Below are 21,217 nucleotides of genomic sequence, written 5' to 3'. Positions count from 1 at the left end.
CTGTCTTTTTCTACTTATCTTACATCAAAATTTAATGTTATGCAACTGCTAGCTGCTTATTGGTGGGTATTGATACTCATCTTCATCTTCTTCAGCGGACTGGTTACGGTAAACCAGGGATCCATTGCGGTGATTACTTTATTCGGTAAATACCAGCGGATACTCAGGCCGGGATTGAATTTCAAGATACCCATACTGGAACAGGTGTATAAAACGGTTAGCATTCAGAACCGCTCTGTGGAGCTGGAATTCCAGGCGGTGACGGTAGACCAGGCCAACGTATATTTCAAGAGTATGCTGTTGTATTCGGTGATCAACCAGGATGAAGAAACCATTAAAAATGTGGCATTCAAGTTCATCAGCGATAAAGACCTGATGCAGGCATTGATCAGAACGGTGGAAGGCAGCATCAGGGCTTTTGTAGCTACGAAAAAGCAGGCGGAGATATTGCTGTTACGAAGGGAAATTGTGGAATTTGTAAAGCAGCAGATCGATCATTCATTAGAAGAATGGGGTTATCACCTGCAGGACCTGCAGATCAACGACATCACATTCGACAAGCAGATCATGGACAGCATGAGTAAGGTAGTGGCCAGTAATAACCTGAAAGCGGCCGCGGAGAACGAAGGACAGGCATTACTCATTACCAAGACCAAGGCGGCAGAGGCAGAAGGAAATGCCATCAAGATATCGGCAGAAGCGGAGAAAGAGGCAGCACGGCTGCGAGGCCAGGGTGTGGCCCTTTTCCGCGAAGAAGTGGCCAGGGGTATGAGCCAGGCTGCCGAGCAGATGAAACAGGCCAACCTGGATACCAATGTGATCCTTTTCAGCATGTGGACCGAGGCCGTTAAGAACTTCGCCGAGGGCGGTAAAGGCAATATCATTTTTCTCGATGGAAGTCCGGAAGGCATGGATAAAACGATGAAGCAGATCATGGGGATGCTTAAAATGAAGGATCAAGTTGTTAGTTGATAGATGTCAGTTGTTAGAACATCCCTCTGACAACTAACAACTCAAAATGTGCAAAATCTTTCTTAAAACGCCCTGGTAGGGCAATTTTATTCACATGCTGGCTGTTCTTTTGCAGAAGCAGCTAATTTTAGCATAACCATAAAACAACCAGCATGTTCTATTTACTGCAGACCGATACCCTCCAGAAGGTTGCTGCTGCAGCTGTTCCCGCTGCACCGGAAAAAATATCCATGTGGAGCCTTCTCGAAAAGGGCGGTTGGATCATGTATCCCCTTTACCTGCTGCTGGTCATAGCCATTTTTGTATTCGTGGAAAGGTTATTGGCCATCCGCCGCGCCTCCCGCATTGAAGGCAATTTCATGAGCATCATTCGTGACAACATCATGACGGGTAATGTAGCGGCAGCCAGGAACCTGGCCAGGAATACCAATAACCCGGTTGCCCGTATGATCGACAAAGGCATACAGCGTATTGGCAAACCCATCGATGCCATTGAAAAAAGCATGGAGAACGTAGGCAAACTGGAAATGTACAATATGGAACGCAACCTGAACATTCTTTCGCTGGTGGCAGGTATCGCGCCTATGTTCGGGTTCCTCGGAACCATTGTGGGTATGGTGCAGTTGTTCTATGGCATTGCTTCAACAGGTGAATACACGCTGAATACCATCGCAGGAGGTATCTATACCAAGATGATCACTTCGGCAACGGGGCTGATCATTGGACTGATCGCTTATGTAGGACATAACTACCTCAGTACACAGATTGATAAAACAGCAAACAAGATGGAAGCTTCGAGTGCGGAATTCATCGACATACTGCAGGAGCCTACCAGGTAATTTTTTATTCATTGCAATCTGCCTATCATGAATATCAGGAAACGATTCAGAACACACCCGGAAGTGCATACAGGCGCATTGAATGATATCCTGTTCATACTCCTGTTGTTCTTCCTCATTGTTTCCACACTGGCCAATCCCAATGTGATCAAGGTCTCCAACCCCAAAGCCAAAAGCGATACCCGCGCCAAACAAACGGTGGTGGTAACGGTTGATAAGGACCAGCAGATATACCTTGGTTCACAGAAAATAACTTTTGATCAACTGGAACCGGAACTGAAAAACTTCCTCGCTAAAGAAACAGAAAAACCTTCGGTGGTGATCAATGGCGATAGCACTTCCCATCTTGGCACCGCCATCCGGGTAATGCAAGTGATCAAGAAACTGGGCGCTACGCCTGTGATGGCGGTGGATAATACGCCTTCGAAGCCTTGATCATACGATCCTTTCCCTGTAAATCTTGCTTTATTGTTACATGATATCCTGTTGCCTCGAAGAGTTGTTTTACTTCTTTTCCCAACGCTTCATTGATTTCCATATAAATGCTGCCGGCATTGTTCAGATGGGTTGATGCGAAGGCTGCTATTTTCCGGTAGAAAACAAGTGCATCATTGTCGGGCACAAAAAGCGCTCGTGCAGGCTCATAGTCCAGCACATGCTTTGCCATGGTATTTGATTCCATCGCTTTTATATAGGGTGGGTTGCTGACAATGGTATCGTAATAGCCAGGTAATTTGTGCCAAAAAGATTCATTTAAAAAATCCAGTTCAATCAATTGAATATCCGCTTGCAGAGTAGTTGCATTATCATGCGCCACCTGCAATGCATTGGGGTCTATATCAATTGATGTGATAGACGCAGCAGGCAAACCTTTTTTCAATGCAATGGGGATGCATCCGCTACCGGTACCAATATCCAATACCTGTTGAGTACCTTGTGCAGCTTCATCAATGATCCATGTAACGAGTTCTTCTGTCTCCGGCCGGGGAATCAACACATGTTCGTTGACATAAAATTTCATACCCGCAAACCATGCTTCACCCAATACATACTGAACAGGACGATGCCGGGATAATTGATCTATATATAATTGTAACAAAGATTTTTGATCTGCAGTCAATACAGATGCGGGCTCCAGCAGGCGTTCTATTTTTGTTTTACGGGTCAGGTGCTCCATGATCATGTGAGCAATAGCACTTGCTTCGCGTGCATCGTATATGGGAGCCAGTATTGCCAGTAATTGCTGTTGGGCCGATTGGAACGTCATGCTGCAATGTTAGCACCATTTGGCTATTTTTGTTCATTCTGATGTGATGAACCAGGACGAACGATATATGCTGCGTTGCATGGAACTGGCCCGGTTGGGTGCTGGGTCCGTTGCGCCCAATCCCATGGTAGGTGCGGTACTGGTGTACCAGGATCGGATCATTGGGGAGGGATGGCACCGTCAATACGGACAAGCGCATGCCGAAGTGAACTGCATCAATAGCGTTGCTGCCATTGACCAGCCACATATCAGGCAAGCCAGTTTGTATGTTTCCCTGGAGCCCTGTGCCCATTATGGTAAAACACCTCCCTGCAGCGACCTGATCATCGAAAAGCAAATACCCCATGTAGTGATAGGATGCAGGGATCCTTTTAAAGAAGTAGACGGCAGGGGAATTGAAAAACTAAAACAGGCAGGCATTACTGTTGAAGTGGGTGTATTGGAAGACGCCTGTAAAACATTGAACAAACGTTTTTTCACTTTTCATACAACCGGCCGGCCTTATGTGGTGCTGAAATGGGCGCAGACGGCAGATCATAAAATGGCCGCTAATACCGGGGAACGCCTGCTGATCAGTAATGCATATTCCAACAGGCTCGTGCATCGTTGGCGCAGCGAAGAAGCAGCCATACTGGTGGGTACCCGTACAGCTATGCTCGATAACCCATCGCTCGATAACCGTTTGTGGAGCGGGAAAAGCCCTGTGCGAATGGTCATTGACCGGAACCTTTCGCTGCCATCGTCGCTGAAATTATTCAACGGAGAACAAACTACCATTGTATTCAATAACAGCAAAGAGGAACGGCATAACCAATTATGGTACCACCGGCTGGATTTTGAAGCGCCTGTTGTGCCGCAACTGCTCAAAGCCTGTCACCATCTGCAACTGCAAAGTATATTGGTAGAAGGAGGAAAGCATTTGTTGCAGCAGTTTATTGACGAAGCATTGTGGGATGAAGCGCGTGTGATCACAAACCGGCAGTTGAACATTGGCAATGGTTTGCCATCGCCACTCCTTACCAATGCAGATATGCAACTGGAAGAACAATGGGAAACCGATCATATCACTTATTATACACCCGGTCTCTTGCATTAAATCCCTGTTCCCATGCTTTACCTGCTCGGCAGTATTGTGCTTACCAGTTATCTCACGCTTGCGATCAAAGCATGTGAAAGATACCAGGTTAGTATATTCCAGGTCATTCTCTTTAACTATTTCACCTGTGTTGTTACCGGTTCATTCGTGAATGGTGGTTTCCCCATTAATGCTTCGGTAACAGGCACACCCTGGTTCCGCTGGGCCTGTCTGATGGGTGTTTTCTTTGTCTCCATCTTCAATACATTGGGCGCTACCACACAAAAGATCGGCGTGGCAGTTGCTTCTGTTGCCAATAAACTATCGCTGATCATACCGGTGGTTTTATCGGTATACCTGTATGGAGAAAGTATAAGGATTTGGAAAGGGATAGGAGTTGGACTGGCATTATTGGCCGTTGTACTTACTTGTTACAGGAACAAGGCGGCATCATCGGAAGTGAATGATAACAAGCAGCAGGCTTCGCACAGGTACTCCCTGGTTCCTTTTTTGCCTTTGATCCTTTTCATTGGCAGTGGCCTGCTCGATGCACTGATCAACCATGTGCAGAAAAATTATGTAACCGAAGAAAACAGCAATGCTTACCTCATCAGTGGTTTTTTATCAGCGGCCACTATCGGCTCCTGCATTCTATTGATACAGTATCTTCGCGGCAAACAGGTTTTTGCCTGGAAGAACCTGCTGGCCGGCATTATCATTGGCGTACCCAATTATTTTTCCATCTGGTGCCTGGTCAGGTTTTTGAAAATCAGTCCCTGGCAGAGCAGCGCCAGCATACCCATGAACAATATGGGCATTGTATTATTCAGCGCTGTGGCTGCCTGGTTATTGTTCCGGGAACGGTTATCAAAGATCAATTGGGCAGGAATTGTTCTTTCCATGGTATCGATCTGGTTGATTGCATTTGGAGACAGCTTATGAGTAATGAAGATTTTTACCAGGCCATTGATAAAACTGCAATGGCCGAATTCAAAGACAGGGGCAGTAAGTTCATCGCTTTTGTTTTCCCGGTGCAAACACCCGAGGCATTCAAAGAGCAGTTGCAGCAACTGAAGAAAGAACACCCCAAAGCAGTGCATCACTGCTTTGCATACCGTATAGGACTGGATGGAAACCAGTTCAGGGTGAGTGACGATGGCGAGCCCAGTGGAAGCGCCGGCAGGCCAATCCTGGGGCAGATCGACAGCAAAGGGCTAACCGATACCGGGGTGATTGTAGTGCGTTATTTTGGGGGCACTTTATTGGGTGTACCCGGACTCACCAATGCCTATAAAACAGCTACTGCCATGGCGTTGCAACTGGTGCCCATTGTGCAGAAACCAATTGAAATCATGCACGAACTGCAGTTCGACTATACGCGCATGAACGATGTGATGATGATCGTTAAACAATGCAACTGCAGCGTGGTTGGACAGGAAATGCAATTGTTCTGTCTGCTCCGTATTGGCATTCCCAAAGCAAGGCTCGATGAAGTATTGTATCGTTTGCAGGATATGCATACGGTAGATGTAAAACGGGTGTAATGATCAGGCTTTGCCTGTTAAACGATAGGCAACGAAACCTACCACTTCTTTGATGACCCATGACCACTTCTTCAATAGAGAAATATCGGGTATGATATAATTATCAATATCAAATCTTTCATCGATGACTGTATAATCGCAAGGGTAACTAATGAAGTTGATGCCCGCTTTTTTAAATACAGCGACCGACCGGGGCATATGCATGGCAGAAGTTACCAGTACAAACGGCGGTTGTAATTTTAGAGAATCCAATACCCGCTTACTGAATATGGCATTCTCGTATGTGTTACGAGACCGACTTTCGAGGATAATGTCTTTTTCGTTTACGCCATTGCGGATGAATTCCTGTTTGAGAAAAATAGCTTCCGGTGGTTCCCTTTGCATCAAATTGCCTGTGCCACCGGTGATCAGTACTTTATTGATGATGCCCCTGTGATACAAGTTGGCTGTTTGAATGAAGCGATCGGCAGAAGGGCCAAAGAAGCCGCTGTCTTTTTTATCGTAATAAGAAAGTCCGCCTAAAACAATACCTGCACTGTAGTGCGCAGTATCCGGCAAGGACTTCGGTACAGGCTGCCAGCTCATCACAAAAGATCTATACAGGAATGGATTGGAGAAAACAATACCCAGCACAATCATACTTATCAGTAATCTTTTACGTGTGGTGGCAGTGCGTGATCTCCATCGCCAGACCCACAAAATAAGGATCCATGAAATGGGGTATAACAGGAAGTATAATACTTTGGAAAGAATGAAGAACATCAATCTTATTTTTTAAAACGGTTGCTCACTACCAGTTCCTTGCTTCCGCCCGAATAAACATAAAACCCTTCACCGGATTTTACGCCCAGTTTGCCGGCAGTAACCATATTTACCAACAGGGGGCAGGGGGCATATTTCGGATTGCCAAATCCTTCGTGCAGCACGTTGAGTATACTCAGGCACACATCGAGCCCAATGAAATCGGCCAACTGCAAAGGTCCCATAGGATGCGCCATACCCAGCTTCATGATGGTATCGATGGAATCCACGCCGGCAATACCTTCATAAAGACTGTAAATAGCTTCATTGATCATGGGCATCAGTATCTTGTTGGCGATGAAGCCGGGATAATCATTCACCACGCATGGTATTTTACCTAAAGCAGCGCTGAGCTGCACAATGGCATCGGTAACAGTTGCTTCGGTAGCATAGCCATTGATGATCTCTACCAGTTTCATCACAGGAACCGGGTTCATGAAGTGCATACCGATCACTTTACCGGGCCTGCTGGTGGCGGCTGCTATTTTGGTAATGGAAATAGAAGAAGTGTTGGTAGCCAGGATGGCCTGGGCAGGCGCCGCTTCATCTATCTGTTTGAATATTTTTAATTTCAGTTCTGCATTTTCTGTGGCGGCTTCTACAACGAGATCGGCCTTGCTTACCGCTTTGGCCAGGTCGGTATCGGTGGTCAGGTTCGCCAGCGCCTTTTGCTTTTGTTCTTCGCTAACAGTGCCTTTGCCGATCTGCCTGTCGAAATTCCGGGTGATGGTCTGCAATGCTTTTTCCAGTTGCGCCGGATTCACATCCACCAATACAACGGAAAAACCGCTTTGTGCGAAAACATGCGCAATACCGTTACCCATGGTACCGGCGCCGATAACAGTAATATGTTGTAATGCCATAATAGGCAAAGATTAGTTCTTTTTCTTGAAATCGCCCCTTTTCCAGGCTTGAATAAAATCGAGCCAGGCCGCAGGATTCAGGATATTCATGGGCGGTACCTGTCCGGCGTAATAGGCTTTGTTGGCTTGTTGACGTAACTGGTAATTGACTGCTTCGCGGCCATCGGCAGGCAGGCTGTTCAGCAAAGCCCTTCGTTGCGCTTCATTATTGTTTTTGCGAACGGTTTCATAGAGATCATCCTGGACAGGAATGTTCACAAAATCGCGTTCAAACTGTTCACGCGTAGGACGCGGCTTCAATATGGTGGCGGGAAGATATGTGGTGTCGCTGATCAGCAATTGTATCACACTGTACTGGTTGCCCGGCAGGTCGGCGGGGATATGAATGGTTTTATCTTTATAGCCAATACTGGAAAAAAGGATATGATCTCCTTTTAATACCGCAATAGAGAAAACCCCGTCGCCATTGGAAATGGTACCGCGCCCCCTTCCTTCTACAATAACACTCGCCGCAGGTATGCCCTTGAGGCTGTCGGCCGTCATAACCACACCATAGAGTTGTACTACAGAATCGCGATAGGGATTTGCCTGGGAATAGCCTTTGTGAAAGGTGAACAGGGTAGCAATAATTAAAAAGTATCGTAAAAATTTCATCATCCGCGTAAAAATACAAAGCCATTGCTCATAAAACCGAACTGCAACCGGCCTTCTTTGTTTAAAAGGAAGGATTTAGAACAAAGTACGGCTGCAAGGGGTTAACTTTGCGTGCCGATTTTCTTTTTTAACAAAAACTTGCGTGATGACCGAAGAAGCTATTTTGAAAGCCTTGAGTAATGTGCAGGAGCCGGACCTGGGGAAAGACCTGGTAACACTCAATATGGTAAAGGATATTCATATATCTGGTAACGATGTGAGCTTTACCATCGTGCTTACCACGCCTGCTTGTCCGATGAAAGATATGATGCGCACTGCCAGTGAAAATGCCATCAAATTACTGGTGAATCCATCGGCTTCCGTTAAAATAAATTTTATTGCCAATACATCTTCCTCCAGGAAAGGCGATCAGCAATTGCTGGCAGGTGTTAAGAATGTCATTGCAGTAGTGAGCGGTAAAGGCGGTGTGGGTAAAAGTACGGTCGCTGCCAACCTCGCACTGGCTTTATCTGAAGGAGGCGCCAGTGTTGGATTGATGGATGCGGATATTTATGGCCCCAGCGTTCCCATCATGTTTGGCGTGCGTGGCGAAAGGCCGATGATGAAGGATGTGAATGGAAAAGGGATGATCGTTCCTTTGGAGAAATATGGTATCCGTTTGATGAGTATCGGGTTACTGGTAGACGAAAAGAACGCAGTGGTATGGCGCGGTCCAATGGCCAGCAGCGCCATACGCCAGTTTGTAACCGATGTGGATTGGGGTGAACTGGATTACCTGGTGATCGACATGCCTCCCGGCACCGGCGATATACACCTTACATTGATGCAGACCGTTCCGGTAACAGGAGTGGTGATCGTTACCACGCCGCAAAATGTAGCGGTGGCGGATGCTAAAAAAGGAATTGCCATGTTCGGACAAGCACAGATCAAAGTGCCGATCATTGGACTGGTGGAAAATATGGCTTATTTCACTCCAGCAGAATTGCCCAACAACAAATATTATCTGTTTGGTAAAGAAGGCGGCAAGCGATTGGCCGATGAGTACGACCTGCCGTTCCTGGGCCAGGTACCATTGGTGCAAAGCATCCGCGAAGGCGGCGACGAGGGCGTTCCGGCAATGCTGGGAACCGATGCCATCAGCCAGCAGGCATTCCGCGATTTTACTGCTTCGGCCGTAAGAAATATCGCCATTCGCAATGCGAATGTGCCCAAAACCAAACCGATCGATGTAGTTGCGTAACTTCACTGCATGTACCATTTACCGCATTACAAAGAGAAAGACCAGGCTGTTGTGATCGATTTCATGAAGCAGCATCCTTTTGCCATGCTGATCGGGGTTGATGCAGGCGGACAGCCGGTTGCCACCCAGTTACCCTTCCTCATCAAAGAGAAAGAAGGGGTACTTTACCTGCAGGCGCACATGATGCGACAGACCGATCATTGCAAAGCATTTGAGACCACCCAACAGGCACTGGTGCTGTTTACCGGTCCGCATACCTATGTGAGCGCCAGCTGGTACAAAAATCCGCAGCAGGCTTCTACCTGGAACTACATGACAGTGCATGCGCGGGGAACACTTGCTTTTCTGGATCATGAACAGTTATTGCAGGTGCTGGAAGAAACCACCACACTTTTTGAACAGGATGCGCAATCACCTGCTCAATACAAGGAATTATCGCCCGAATATGTTGAACGCATGGCCAAAGCCATTGTTGCTTTTGAGATAAAAGTAGATGCACTGGAGCATGTATTCAAGTTGAGCCAGAACCGCGACCGGCGCAGCTATGAACAGATCATGGAGCAATTGAATGAACAAGATGCTGATGCAAAAGCCGTTGCCGCCGAGATGCAAAAAAGAAAAGGCCACCTTTTTTAAACCCGTACAAATGGGCAAAGTTGTTTTATGAAGAAGATCATCATCACGCTCGACGGTTTTTCATCCTGTGGCAAGAGTACACTGGCACGCCAGCTGGCGAATGAGCTCAACTATGTTTTTATCGATAGCGGAGCCATGTACCGCGCCATCACTTTGTATTTCCTGCGGCAGCATATCGACTGGCAGAATGAAACAGAAGCGGTGAAAGCCCTGGGTAAAGTGAGCCTGGATTTTCGTTACAATCCCATTACCGGCAACAGCGATATGTATTTGAATGATGAGAATGTGGAAGCATTGATACGGGATATGCTGGTGAGTGAAAATGTAAGCGCCGTATCTGCGCTGAAAGCAGTAAGGGAATTTGCCGTTGCGCAGCAACAGCAAATGGGAAAGAAAAAAGGGATCGTCATGGATGGGAGGGATATCGGCACCACGGTATTCCCGCATGCCGAATTAAAAATATTCGTTACGGCCGATCCGGCTGTGAGGGTGGAAAGACGGTTCAAGGAATTATTTGCCAAAAATCCCAATATCACCATTGAAGAGGTGAAAAACAACCTGGAAATGCGTGATTATATTGATAGTAACCGGGAGTTCAGTCCCCTTAGAAAAGCAGAAGACGCCATTGTGCTAGATAACAGCAACCTCACCCGGGAAGAGCAGCTGTCGTTGGCGCTCAAATGGGCCAGGGAAAAGATTCGCTGAAAAAAATATTAAGGAAATGTTATTTTAATTAAAATCTTCCTTACCTTGGCGCCAACAAAAAAGGTCCCTCCGTGGAAACGGAACGACCTCTACGATTGCTTGCCATACGAAAACTCTTGCTGCGGTTGGCGTTATTATCTACCGCTTAATATTTTGAACTGCAACGGTTGCAGTGTATCTTCGATTGTTTGCCTCTTCTAACGATTGCTTGCCTTACTTCCTGTCTCTCGAACCAATCTGACACAAATGTAGATCGGTTTGAGACATTAAGAAAAACAAGTTTACTAAGGTTTTATTATGCTGAAAAGCGGTTTCATTCGCTGAAACCCTTGTCAGCATTGCGTTTTTGGTTAAAATGAATATGATGCCCAACCGTATTTCCGACCCATTGTTCCAGTTGATAAAGTCCCTCCAGAAGTCGGAAAAGCGCAATTTTAAGCTCTATATCAAGCGAAGTTCAGCCAAAGAAGACCTGAAAATCATCCAGTTATTCGATGCGATGGATAAACTGGCCGAGTATGATGAAAAGCTTTTGTTAAAAAAGCTCACCAACGTGGGAAAACCACAGTTGGCCAACCTCAAAACCCACCTCTATAAGCAATTACTGGCCAGCCTGCGCCTGCTCAAGAGCAGTGAGAGCATCGATATGCAACTGCATGAGCAGTTGGATCATGCCCGCATTCTTTATAATAAAGGATTGTATCACCAGAGCCTGAAAATACTCGATAAGGTGAAAGGGATGGCCCATACCTATAACCAGGAAAGCTTTTTGATACAGGTGATTTCCCTGGAGAAAAAGATCGAAACGCTGTACATCACGCGCAGCATGGTAGAAAAAACCGAGGAACTGATTGTACAGGCCAATGAGGTGAATGAGAAAAGGATGGTGATTACACAATTGTCGAACCTGGCGTTGCAATTGTACACCTGGTATATCAGGAACGGCCATGCGCGGAATGAAGAAGATGAAAAGGGTATCAAACAATATTTCAGGGAACACCTGCCGGCGAATGCACAAAGCCTGACGGGTTTTTATGAGCGTTTGTACCTGTTCCAGAGTTATTGCTGGTATGCTTTTGTGCGGCAGGACTTCATCATGTATTACCGGTATAGCCAGAAATGGCTCGACCTGTTCGATGAACAGCCTTTGATGATACCGATAGAGACAGGTCACTATGTAAAAGCCCTGCACAACCTGCTGAATGCGCATTTCGACCTGCGCAATTTTGAAAAGTTCCAGGTTGTATTGAAACGATTCGAGGAGTTCTCGGCTACTCCACTGGCCAACCAGCACGATATCTTCAGGGTACATTCTTTTATCTATATCTACAGCGCCAAACTGAACTGGCACCTGATGACGGGTACTTTCAAAGAGGGACTGTTGCTGGTACCGGAGCTGGAAGCCTGGCTGGAGAAAGAAGCATTGTATCTCGATAAACACCGCATACTGGTATTCAACTATAAGATGGCTACGCTGTTTTTTGGCAGCGGCGATTATGAAACTTCCATTGATTACCTGCGCAGGATCATCGACGACCATGTAGACATGCGCAGTGATTTGCAGTGTTACGCACGGTTGCTGCACATGATGGCGCACTATGAGTTGGGTAATTTGGAATTGATCGAAGGCTCACTGATCCGCTCGGTATACCGTTACATGGCCAAAATGAAAAACCTCACGGTGATTGAAGAAGAGATGTTCAAATTTTTGCGGCACTCTTTCCATCGCCCTGCCCACCAGGTGAAAACAGAACTGAAGCAGTTCCTGCACAGCATCCGGCAGGTGGAGAAAAGCCGTTTTGAAACAAGGTCTTTTGCTTATCTCGATATGATATCCTGGGTAGAAAGCAAAGTGTATGAGAAGCCGATGAGCAAGGTCATCCACGATAAATATTTACAACACAAACGGAAAGGGGGCGTTAAGCGGGAACAACAGCCTGTTGCTGTGCTGTAAGGACCAGGTCGAGAAAATTAGGGAGCACATGGTTATGTGTTCTCAGTATCTTATCCGGGTCCTGTAATTGTTCCACCATGCTTTGCCATTTGGCTTTACCATGGTTTTGAATAACGGTCTGCTTTTTATCTTCCCTCAATAAATACATGTGCATACCTTCTGCATCGGCCTCGGGATGGAACTGGGTGCCGATAAAATGCTCATTGAAACGGATGCCCATAATGGCCCTTTCAAAAGGTACATGCGGCCTGATCTTTTCGAGCGCCAGTAAATGAGCGCCCATTGCTTTCAGTTTTTCGCGTTTGGGTTTGATCACCTGGTAATCGCGGCTGTCTACGGCAAAGAACGGATCTGTGAGGCCCTGCAAAACCGGTTCTTCTTTGCCATAGGGCAGCATGTGTACAGGAAAGACCCCAAAGGCGGTGGACTTGCGCTTGCAAACAGTAGCCAACTGGAAATACCGGCAGGCCAGTTGGAAGCTATGGCAGATGAAGAATATTTTTTTCTTGGGAACTTGGAGCGCTTCCCGGTTCCATTGCTCCATGCGTGCTATCCAGTCGAAATAACGCCGTTCCCATTCAGTGCCTTCGCTTTCCAAAGGAGAGCCGGGGCCACCACTGGAAATATATACATCATAGGAGGTATCAGGTACTGCCAACTGTTGCCGCACGTCGAATTCATCGAATTCCACGTCGAGTTGTTTGAAATCGCCCCATTGGTTGATGATCTCCCTGATACAGCGCATTCCCTGGTTGGGCTCGCCCGCATAAAGGTCCAGGATGGCTATTCTTATATGTTCCCTGTTTTGCATGGAGCCGCAAAAATAATGATTAATGTGAAAATGGCTCAATACTCAATGGCTCAATGTAATTTGACAATTTGTCAATTCGTCAATTTGATAATGACGAGGTTTTACATTGAGCCGCTGAGTAATTGATACCTTCATTATAAATAAGAAAGATTGGTCTTGGGCGTCAGGGTCAGCAAAGTATGATACATTAATTGAATGGTACCCTCGATATCGCTCTTGTGCAGCATTTCCACGGTCGTGTGCATGTAGCGCAGGGGTATGGAGATGAGTACAGAGGGGCAACCATCATTGGCATAGGCGAAACTATCGGTATCGGTACCGGTGCTCCTGCTGAGGGTACGAAACTGAACGGGTATTTTGTTTTTTTCTGCTACGTCTTCCACCACTTTCAGCAATTTATTGTGGATAGCCGGCGCATAAGCGAGTGAAGGTCCTTTACCGCACTGTATATCGCCTTCAACGATCTTGTTGATCATGGGCGTACTGGTATCATGTGTAACATCGGTAATGATCGCTATATCGGGCTTGATGCGGCGGGCGATCATTTCAGCACCGCGCAAACCAATCTCTTCCTGTACAGCATTCACTATATACAGGGCGAAGGGTAATTTCTTTTTGTGCTCGTGCAGCAGACGTGCTACTTCGGCAATCATAAAGCCGCCTACGCGGTTATCGAATGCGCGGCCTATATAAAAATCATTGGCCAACTCATCGAACCCTTCTTCATAGGTAACCACTGCGCCAATATGAACGCCCAGTTCTTCTACTTCTTTCTTGCTGCGGGCGCCGCAATCGAGACAAAGGTTCTCCACTTTGGGTTGCTGTTCTTTATCGCCATTGCCCAAACGGGTATGGATTGCAGGCCAGCCGAATACCGCTTTCACAGGTCCTTTTTTACCATGAATCCACACACGCTTGGCAGGCGCCACCTGGTGATCTACGCCACCGTTGCGTTTCAGGTAAATGAGTCCCTGCTCATTGATGTAGTTCACGAACCAACTGATTTCATCGGCATGCGCTTCAATGACCACTTTAAAAGGAGCGGTAGGGTTGATCACGCCCACAGCAGTGCCATAAGGATCGGTAAAGAAAGTATCGGTATACGGTTTGATATAATCGAGCCAGAGTTTCTGCCCGCCACTCTCAAAACCAACCGGGGAAGGGGTATTGATATAATTTTTCAGAAAAGCCAGTGATTTGTCTGTCAGGATGGATGTTGCTTTCGCTTTTTTTGTCTTTGCCATAATCTTTGTTTTAAAAATATAACGCGCCGATGGTACCACACAGGGCTTTGACCAGCATGAGTCCGTCTATGATTGCAAGATAATAGAGAATTGATTTACGCCGTTGCATGGACAGCGCCACCATGATCAATAAAATGAAGGGGATCGTATTCAGCACAATGCGGGGGAAAGGGAAATGCATATAATAAGCATAGCTGAGAAAAGTACCCAATCCCACCACACTCAATGGTAGAATGATGTAAAAAATGGTCTTCCGGAGCCCGATCTGCACCACAAAAGTTTTCAGCTGTTTGTTATGGTCCGCCACATAATCTTTGAAATCGAACATGATGCAGAGCACAGTGATGAACATCAGGTTCTTGATGAAGAGCAAAACGTTGAACAGTTTAGGTGCATAAGGTAAGCCGTCCTCAATACTTTTGAAGAGTACCGGATACACCGTAACAGTGCCCGCCCATACAAAACCGATCACAAAGGGTTTCAGCCATCCGTTGTTGCGCAGGCTATGAGAACTGTTGAGCGGCGCAGCACTGCCATAATAGAGTGCAGCTGCTACCGGGAAAATACCAATAGCTACCCATTGCAGAAAAGAAGCCGCTACCATCCTGGATCCGAACTCGTATAAAAGGATGCCGCCGCTGATAAAAGAGATAGCAGTGAGCGATAACTGGGATACCCGCATAGCCTGGTGATTCCTCACATACCAGATGGAACGGCGGTTACTGCTGTTGGTAATGCTTTCAGCCATGTAAGCATGGGTGTAATACAGTACTGTTGCGGCAAAAACAAACAGGTAATAGGTAAAATTGTTCAATCCGTATCCCTGTTGCAGACTGGCTTCGATCGATAGGGCCACTGTGCAGACGCCGTAAAAATAATTACCAAAGAAAAGCGTATGTATTATTTTCGATTGCAGATGTAAAATTGTCTATTTCAGTATCACGATGGTGGGTGAAACGACGGTATCACTCACATTTTTCTGCTTATCACGTGCCCAGAATCTGAAATAACAGGTGTCGTTCTTTCCAATCGGACATTGGGGCAGGATCGGATAACCTGCCGCGGAATTGAATCCAACGGCATAACCGATCTCCAGGGTGCCCTTCAGGTTGGAAGTTGCCACAAAATCGGGTATTTTAAGCCTGTCGGCGAAATTATTGCAGCCAGTGGTACGGGTAATTTTTTGTATCCACACACTGTCTTGCAGGTCGCCTTCCTTATCGGTGAATTCAATATTGAAGAGGATGGTCTGGTTGACGCCGAAGCTGCTGCCGTTGACACTTTTGAAAGTTAATTTCGGACGCGTAGTATAGGTATCTTTGTTGCAAGACAATGCAATGAGCGTGATAGCAGTTAATATCAATAATGGGTTCTTCATTCGTTGTACTTTCCGTTCAAATTTAGTCAAAACCTTACAATAGAACACAGTGCTTCCTTTTGAAGTTAACAATATTTTCTCTATCCGGCCTGCCGATTTTGAAAAGTATTGCATGGATACCTTTCATTTCCAATACCGGCATAACCAGGTTTACCGTAGCTGGTGCGACCTGGTGTGCAAAGATATCGCTACTGTTATGACACCCGCACAGGTGCCGGCGTTGCCCATCTCTTTCTTTAAAACGCACCGGGTAGTGACTACGGATTTTGAACCACCCCTGTATTTTGAAAGCAGCGGCACCACACAAACCGTTAACAGCCGGCATTGGGTAAAAGACCCGGACATATACCGGCGCAGTTTTACCCATGCTTTTGAACAGTTTTATGGTCCGGTACCCGAATGGTGTATCATAGGATTGTTACCCGCCTACCTGGAACGGCAACATTCTTCACTGGTGATGATGGTGGATGAAATGGTGAAGATGAGCGGCCATACCGCCGGTGGCTTTTATTTATACGAGCATGAAAAGCTGGCAAACACCCTCCGGCAACTGGAAGCGGCCAGGCAAAAAACACTCCTCATCGGTGTTACTTTTGCCCTGCTCGATTTTGCTGAAACCCATCCGCAGCAACTGGAACATACCATTGTTATGGAAACAGGTGGCATGAAAGGCCGGAAGAGAGAAATGACCAGGGCAGAAGTGCATGAACAGCTTTGCACAGGTTTTGGTGTAAAACAGGTACATGCAGAATATGGCATGACCGAATTATTGAGCCAGGCTTATTCGAAAGGAGAGGGGCGCTTTTATTGCCCGCCCTGGATGAAAGTGCTGGTGCGCGACGAAGAAGACCCCCTGCATGTGCAAACGAGTGGACGGGGCTTGTTACAAATCATAGACCTGGCAAACCTGTATAGTGTGTCTTTCATTGCAACGGAAGATGTGGGTATTGTTTATGAAGACGGAAGCTTTGAAGTATGGGGGCGGCTGGACCACAGTGATATCAGGGGGTGCAGCTTACTGGTAGTATAATACAACCAGGTAACCGGCTGTGTATTGAATGATTAAAATGAGAAACCATCGTATGTACCTGTTCAACTTTATGTGGAATATCATCAGTAAAACCTGGTACATACTTTCTGTGCGGAGAAAAGAAACCAAATGGGCCAGAGTGCGTTTGAGGGAATTAGAACAGCAACTGGGAGGACGTTTGGATGATGTCACTTTTCATAAAGTGATTACCAGTTATGGTATTTATAATCCTATGATGTGTGATGCTTTTACACGCTTAAGGGGTAGGGTGTCGAACCGTGCAGAGCGGGATCGTATGCTGCATTATTTTATCTGCAGTTCTTTGTTTGATAACTTTTGTGACAGAAAGGAATTGGATCAGGAAAGTCTTTATGAAATTTCTTTTTCTCCCACTGTCTATCAGCCCAAATCCTTTGATGAAAGCCTTTTTTTGTACGCTCATTTGTTGCTGAAGAATTATGTACGGGATAAACAATGGTATGAAACAGTAACCCATCGTTTATATGAGGCCCAGGAAGATTCAGCGAGGCAATTCAACCCCTCGATCACCGATGAAGAAATAGAACAGATCACTTTACACAAGGGTGGATATTCGGTATTGCTTTGCCATTTTTATCTCGATGATCCTGCCGGGAAAGAGGAACAACAATGCTGGTACCTGATCGGTGGCATCATACAACTAACGAACGATCTGTATGATATTTATAAAGATTACCAGGAAGGAATTGTTACATTGCCTAACAGGATGCAAGATGCGTATGCTTTCCATGACTATTTTACCGGTAAGATAACACAGCTAAAAAAAGAGATCGCAGCATTGCCCTTTCCAAATAAAACCAAACAGCATCTTAACATTTCCCTGATGGGTATTTGTTCTTTTGGGTTGATCGCCATCAAACAATTACAAAAAATACAGAGACAAGCGGATGCACTGCCCAACCTGAAGCAATTGCCGCGTAAGCAGTTGATCGTAGATATGGAAAAGCCGGCTAATTTATATTACTGCATGCGCCAGGTATACCTGCATGCAAAAAAATTGCATCAGGAAAAACAATTTGAATAAAATGCCTGAAAGAATCGACCTGACATATGACTGGCAGGCAGCGGGGGAATTCAGTAGTTTTCTTTGGATGATAAGGATTTTTGCCCTTATATTTGCACCCCGTTAAAGCGGAAGCCCAGGTGGCGAAATTGGTAGACGCACTGTGTTCAGGTCGCAGCGTTCGCAAGGATGTGCTGGTTCGAATCCAGTCCTGGGCACCTGAGAGCCTCGTATTTGTGATAAATGCGAGGCTTTTTTATTTCTCCTCTATCTTTATATACATATGAAGAAGTGCATTTATCTCCCCGTTATTTTCCTTTTTGTCTGTTCATTCACCCGCCACCCGATTACCTGGGTTGCCATTGGCGATTCTATTACCTACCTCAATGACCACGCGAATGAAACGGGCAACCGGGTTACCAAAGGCTACCTTTCGCGCGTAACAGAAAAGCTGCCATACATACAATATGTTAACCAGGGACACAATGGCTGGACTTCAAGAAGGATTGCCGACTCTATTGAGCGCCTGAACATTCCCCGGGCCGATATATATTCTATCTTTTTAGGCACTAATGACTGGTGGCACGGAGACCATATAGGCAGGTGGGAAGATTATGTTATGGCAACAGGGGATAGCACTGTGTATGGCGCTTTCCGTATCATCATCAACAAGATACGTTCACTGAATCCTAGTGCGACGATCGTGTTGATCACGCCCATGCAAAGAAGCGATTTTGTGTATATCAATAATGCCAGGAACAATGCTTATGGCTCTTATAAAGCAAAAGCGGGCCAGACACTGGAACAGGTAGTGGATGCCATACGTAATATAGGAGCGCATGAACATTTTAAAATAGTTGATCTCTATCATAATAAGAAACTTGAAATCCCCCGCCTCGTTCAGTTCAAACGGCTGCGCGATCCGCAAACGGGTGAATACAAAAACTATCCTTATCCGGCCTACACGGGTGTTCCGTTCGATCCCGCAAAAGACGCCTATCCCTATCCTGTAGAAGCTATTGGGATGACTTATGATGGGCTGCATCCCTCCGATAAGGGAAATGCATGTATTGCCAGGGAACTGGTAAAACTGATGAGAAAGTTGTAGCTCCATTTCCAACGTCCATGCATGGTGGGCCATTCACCACATGAAATCGCTAATTTTACAGGCTAAAAAACAGCGATGAGAATAGCGATCAACGGAATGGGCAGGATTGGCCGGTTATTGTTCAGGAGATTGGTAATGATGCCTGGTGTAGAGTTAGTAGCAGTGAATGATATCATGGAACTGCACCAGTTGGCTTATTTACTCAGGTACGATTCAGTATATGGTCCGGCTACCTTTGAGATCGCCGTAGAAAACAACGAACTCATCGCTGCCGGTCAAACCATTCGCTTTTTGCATGAACCTGCCCCGGCAAAGCTGCCCTGGAAAGCATTGCAGGTTGATCTTGTTTTGGAGTGTACCGGTAAATTCCTGACGAAAGCCCTCGCATCTCAACACCTGGAAGCAGGAGCAGGAAACGTCATTCTGTCTACTACGGGTGCAGAAGATATTCCGCTCAGGATTTATGGATTCAATCAGCACCAACTGAATGGAGATAAACACCTGATTTCCCCCGGAGGCTGCATGACCAATTGCTCAACGCACCTGATCTATCTCATGCAATCCATCGGCATAGAATCGGTGCACATCAATGTGCTGCATTCATATACATCCAGGCAGGAACTGGTGGATGGTCCGCATAAAGATCTTCGCAGAGGCAGGGCTGCTGCCGAATCTATCATTCCCGTATCTGTTGACCTGGGGCAATCTTTAGAGCGACTCTTTGTTCTGTTGAAAGGCTGCATCTATACCATTACTACCCGCGTACCGGTCGCGAACGGTGCACTGGCTAATTTTGTTTTCCAGATGAAAGAGGCGGTTACGGCAGCACAGGTGAATGAACTGTTCAAGCAGGCTGCTAAGCGGGAATACAAAGACATCATTCAGTATACCGAAGACCCATTGGTTTCACTCGATATCAAAGGCAATAGTCATTCAGCCATTATCGACGGGTCACTGACAACTGTAACAGGCCGCACCGTGAACCTGATGGCTTTCTTCGACAATGAATATGGCTATACTTCGCGGGTGATCGATTGGGTGCGTTTTGTTGGTGCGGGTAAATTATAAGGTTAAGCCAGAGCCTGTCAACCAACACCCGGTAACCGTCTTTGGCCGAAGGCTTTTCGTATACCCTTTTGATGGTGAATTGTGCAGAAGGCATTATATCAGGTTTTGCATGTTGTTGCGCTGGTGATGGGCTATTTTGATTTCAAACAGCTCGGCCATTTTACCGGCCCTCCATTTGGCTTCCGCCGCTTTTTCTCCATCGAACAATTCATCAATGGTAGCGGTAAACAATTGCATCCATCTTTCAAAATGTGCGTGTGCAATAGGTAACCTGGCATGAGGGGGGAAGGGACTCCCAAAATATTTTTGTTCATCCAGTAAAACGGTTTGCCAGAAATAGACCATCTTTTGCAGGTGCGCGGGCCAGTGACTGCCGATCCGCTCATTGAATATAGGAGCTAACAGCGCATCTTCCCTTACTTTATCGTAGAAGCGGTGAACCAGTAAACTGATGTCGGTCTCATTGTGAATGTCGTGCCGTGTTTGCATAACGTTTATCTGTTTTTCAGATAAGTGAATTGCTGAAGCAGTTCTTCATTGAACTCTGAAAGCCTGGTTGACTTCAACGCTTCATGAATCTCTTTTCTGATCTTTTTGAATTCATGGTGGAGTGGACAGGGATATTGTTCCGAACAATGGGAGAGTCCCAATGCACAACCTGTAAACAACGAATCGCCATCAACAGCCTGCACAATGTCGGCCAGGGTACATTTACCCGTTTTCTTATCCAGGTAAAACCCACCCGATGGTCCCTTCAGCGACAATACCAACCCCTTTTTGCTCAATTGCTGCAAAATTTTTGCAATAAAATGTTCAGGTGCATCAATACCTCCGGCAATTTCCTTTATGCCCAGCTTATTATCGATTTCGCCGTGCCGGGCAATGAACAGCATGGCCCGGATGGCATAAGTACAGGTTTTTGAAAACATATCATTGATTGCAATAACAAAGATAAATGAATCGATTTAATAAAATACTTTTTTGTC

At 46.2% G+C, this 21,217-nt stretch carries 24 protein-coding genes, 1 tRNA gene and 1 pseudogene; 15 read left to right on the top strand and 11 right to left on the bottom strand.

The genetic code is table 11. From position 1 onward, the window contains the following. Positions 1–39: 39 nt before the first annotated feature. The 3 genes from BLU98_RS02620 (at position 40) to BLU98_RS02610 (ending at position 2,246) form a co-directional block, all read left to right on the top strand. Complete coding sequence (locus BLU98_RS02620; RefSeq protein WP_092721677.1) at positions 40–972, top strand: SPFH domain-containing protein; 933 nt, start codon at positions 40–42, stop codon at positions 970–972. Positions 973–1,124: 152 nt separating this feature from the next. Then, positions 1,125–1,811, top strand: a complete 687-nt coding sequence (locus BLU98_RS02615; RefSeq protein WP_026775010.1) for a MotA/TolQ/ExbB proton channel family protein — start codon at positions 1,125–1,127, stop codon at positions 1,809–1,811. Positions 1,812–1,838: 27 nt separating this feature from the next. Continuing rightward, positions 1,839–2,246: an ExbD/TolR family protein gene (locus BLU98_RS02610; RefSeq protein ID WP_026775009.1), complete on the top strand. Its 408-nt coding sequence runs from the start codon at positions 1,839–1,841 to the stop codon at positions 2,244–2,246. On the opposite strand, the gene prmC is transcribed toward BLU98_RS02610, so the two are convergent. After that, the gene (gene prmC, locus BLU98_RS02605; protein ID WP_092721675.1) at positions 2,203–3,078 is read right to left on the bottom strand and encodes a peptide chain release factor N(5)-glutamine methyltransferase; all 876 of its coding nucleotides are present in this window, start codon (positions 3,076–3,078) and stop codon (positions 2,203–2,205) included. The genes BLU98_RS02610 and prmC overlap by 44 nt on opposite strands. Before the next feature lie 46 nt (positions 3,079–3,124). Between prmC and ribD the strand changes: the two genes are divergently transcribed. From ribD to BLU98_RS02590, 3 genes are read left to right on the top strand one after another with little or no spacing between them, the layout of a single operon-like run. Beyond that, complete coding sequence (gene ribD, locus BLU98_RS02600) at positions 3,125–4,174, top strand: bifunctional diaminohydroxyphosphoribosylaminopyrimidine deaminase/5-amino-6-(5-phosphoribosylamino)uracil reductase RibD (protein WP_092721954.1); 1,050 nt, start codon at positions 3,125–3,127, stop codon at positions 4,172–4,174. Positions 4,175–4,186: 12 nt separating this feature from the next. After that, positions 4,187–5,095 (top strand): EamA family transporter, encoded by a 909-nt coding sequence (locus tag BLU98_RS02595; RefSeq protein WP_092721673.1) that lies wholly within the window; start codon positions 4,187–4,189, stop codon positions 5,093–5,095. Continuing rightward, the gene (locus BLU98_RS02590; protein ID WP_092721671.1) at positions 5,092–5,697 is read left to right on the top strand and encodes an IMPACT family protein; all 606 of its coding nucleotides are present in this window, start codon (positions 5,092–5,094) and stop codon (positions 5,695–5,697) included. The genes BLU98_RS02595 and BLU98_RS02590 overlap by 4 nt, the downstream gene beginning before the upstream one ends. Positions 5,698–5,700: 3 nt before the next feature. On the opposite strand, the gene BLU98_RS02585 is transcribed toward BLU98_RS02590, so the two are convergent. Genes BLU98_RS02585 through BLU98_RS02575 form a run of 3 tightly spaced genes read right to left on the bottom strand, consistent with a single transcriptional unit; the run spans position 5,701 to position 8,018 of the window. Continuing rightward, positions 5,701–6,459 carry a YdcF family protein gene (locus BLU98_RS02585; RefSeq protein WP_092721669.1) on the bottom strand — a complete coding sequence of 253 codons (759 nt, stop codon included), beginning with the start codon at positions 6,457–6,459 and terminating at the stop codon, positions 5,701–5,703. A gap of 5 nt (positions 6,460–6,464) precedes the next feature. After that, entirely contained in the window at positions 6,465–7,361 is an 897-nt protein-coding gene (locus tag BLU98_RS02580; protein ID WP_092721667.1) for a 3-hydroxybutyryl-CoA dehydrogenase, read from the bottom strand. 12 nt (positions 7,362–7,373) lie between these two features. After that, on the bottom strand, positions 7,374–8,018 hold the full coding sequence (locus BLU98_RS02575) for a carboxypeptidase-like regulatory domain-containing protein (protein WP_092721665.1): 645 nt from the start codon (positions 8,016–8,018) through the stop codon (positions 7,374–7,376). A 142-nt stretch (positions 8,019–8,160) separates the two neighbouring features. Between BLU98_RS02575 and BLU98_RS02570 the strand changes: the two genes are divergently transcribed. The 4 genes from BLU98_RS02570 (at position 8,161) to BLU98_RS02555 (ending at position 12,550) form a co-directional block, all read left to right on the top strand. Next, on the top strand, positions 8,161–9,255 hold the full coding sequence (locus tag BLU98_RS02570) for an Mrp/NBP35 family ATP-binding protein (RefSeq protein ID WP_092721663.1): 1,095 nt from the start codon (positions 8,161–8,163) through the stop codon (positions 9,253–9,255). Between the two features lie 9 nt (positions 9,256–9,264). Continuing rightward, on the top strand, positions 9,265–9,891 hold the full coding sequence (locus BLU98_RS02565; protein ID WP_092721661.1) for an FMN-binding negative transcriptional regulator: 627 nt from the start codon (positions 9,265–9,267) through the stop codon (positions 9,889–9,891). Between the two features lie 27 nt (positions 9,892–9,918). Beyond that, a complete protein-coding gene (gene cmk / locus BLU98_RS02560) occupies positions 9,919–10,596 on the top strand; it encodes a (d)CMP kinase (protein WP_092721659.1) in 678 nt (225 codons plus the stop codon). 364 nt (positions 10,597–10,960) lie between these two features. Beyond that, positions 10,961–12,550: a bacterial transcriptional activator domain-containing protein gene (locus BLU98_RS02555; RefSeq protein ID WP_092721952.1), complete on the top strand. Its 1,590-nt coding sequence runs from the start codon at positions 10,961–10,963 to the stop codon at positions 12,548–12,550. On the opposite strand, the gene BLU98_RS02550 is transcribed toward BLU98_RS02555, so the two are convergent. The 4 genes from BLU98_RS02550 to BLU98_RS02535 form a co-directional block, all read right to left on the bottom strand. Next, positions 12,516–13,361: a type 1 glutamine amidotransferase gene (locus tag BLU98_RS02550; RefSeq protein ID WP_092721657.1), complete on the bottom strand. Its 846-nt coding sequence runs from the start codon at positions 13,359–13,361 to the stop codon at positions 12,516–12,518. The two genes, BLU98_RS02555 and BLU98_RS02550, sit on opposite strands and share 35 nt — an antisense overlap. 134 nt (positions 13,362–13,495) lie before the next feature. Then, positions 13,496–14,605 (bottom strand): M42 family metallopeptidase, encoded by a 1,110-nt coding sequence (locus BLU98_RS02545; protein ID WP_092721655.1) that lies wholly within the window; start codon positions 14,603–14,605, stop codon positions 13,496–13,498. A gap of 10 nt (positions 14,606–14,615) precedes the next feature. After that, complete coding sequence (locus BLU98_RS02540; protein ID WP_092721653.1) at positions 14,616–15,461, bottom strand: UbiA prenyltransferase family protein; 846 nt, start codon at positions 15,459–15,461, stop codon at positions 14,616–14,618. Positions 15,462–15,533: 72 nt separating this feature from the next. After that, complete coding sequence (locus BLU98_RS02535; RefSeq protein WP_139173817.1) at positions 15,534–15,983, bottom strand: hypothetical protein; 450 nt, start codon at positions 15,981–15,983, stop codon at positions 15,534–15,536. Positions 15,984–16,032: 49 nt separating this feature from the next. On the opposite strand from BLU98_RS02535, the gene BLU98_RS02530 reads away from it, so the two are divergent. From BLU98_RS02530 to BLU98_RS02510, 5 genes are all read left to right on the top strand, one after another. Then, positions 16,033–17,013 (top strand): LuxE/PaaK family acyltransferase, encoded by a 981-nt coding sequence (locus BLU98_RS02530; protein ID WP_257574660.1) that lies wholly within the window; start codon positions 16,033–16,035, stop codon positions 17,011–17,013. A gap of 37 nt (positions 17,014–17,050) precedes the next feature. Continuing rightward, positions 17,051–18,076 (top strand): isoprenoid biosynthesis enzyme family protein, encoded by a 1,026-nt coding sequence (locus BLU98_RS02525; protein ID WP_257574659.1) that lies wholly within the window; start codon positions 17,051–17,053, stop codon positions 18,074–18,076. A 113-nt stretch (positions 18,077–18,189) separates the two neighbouring features. After that, positions 18,190–18,273, top strand: a tRNA-Leu gene (locus tag BLU98_RS02520). Positions 18,274–18,338: 65 nt separating this feature from the next. Next, positions 18,339–19,163: an SGNH/GDSL hydrolase family protein gene (locus BLU98_RS02515; protein WP_092721645.1), complete on the top strand. Its 825-nt coding sequence runs from the start codon at positions 18,339–18,341 to the stop codon at positions 19,161–19,163. 75 nt (positions 19,164–19,238) lie between these two features. Next, positions 19,239–20,231, top strand: a complete 993-nt coding sequence (locus BLU98_RS02510) for a type I glyceraldehyde-3-phosphate dehydrogenase (protein WP_092721643.1) — start codon at positions 19,239–19,241, stop codon at positions 20,229–20,231. Positions 20,232–20,247: 16 nt separating this feature from the next. Here the strand turns inward: BLU98_RS02510 and BLU98_RS18005 are convergent. From BLU98_RS18005 to BLU98_RS02500, 3 genes and pseudogenes are all read right to left on the bottom strand, one after another. Then, a pseudogene (locus tag BLU98_RS18005) lies at positions 20,248–20,325 on the bottom strand (hypothetical protein); the annotation flags it as partial. After that, positions 20,325–20,720: a group III truncated hemoglobin gene (locus BLU98_RS02505; protein ID WP_092721641.1), complete on the bottom strand. Its 396-nt coding sequence runs from the start codon at positions 20,718–20,720 to the stop codon at positions 20,325–20,327. The pseudogene BLU98_RS18005 and the gene BLU98_RS02505, both read right to left, overlap by 1 nt. A gap of 5 nt (positions 20,721–20,725) precedes the next feature. Further along, positions 20,726–21,160, bottom strand: coding sequence for an RrF2 family transcriptional regulator (locus tag BLU98_RS02500; RefSeq protein ID WP_092721639.1), 435 nt, complete (start codon positions 21,158–21,160; stop codon positions 20,726–20,728). Between the last annotated feature and the right edge of the window lie 57 nt (positions 21,161–21,217).

Origin of the sequence: Hydrobacter penzbergensis (assembly GCF_900106985.1) — a bacterium.
GTDB classification, from domain to species: Bacteria; Bacteroidota; Bacteroidia; order Chitinophagales; family Chitinophagaceae; genus Sediminibacterium; species Sediminibacterium magnilacihabitans.
Note: the sequence above shows the minus strand (reverse complement) of the source record. Positions and strands in the feature narration are given on the sequence as shown.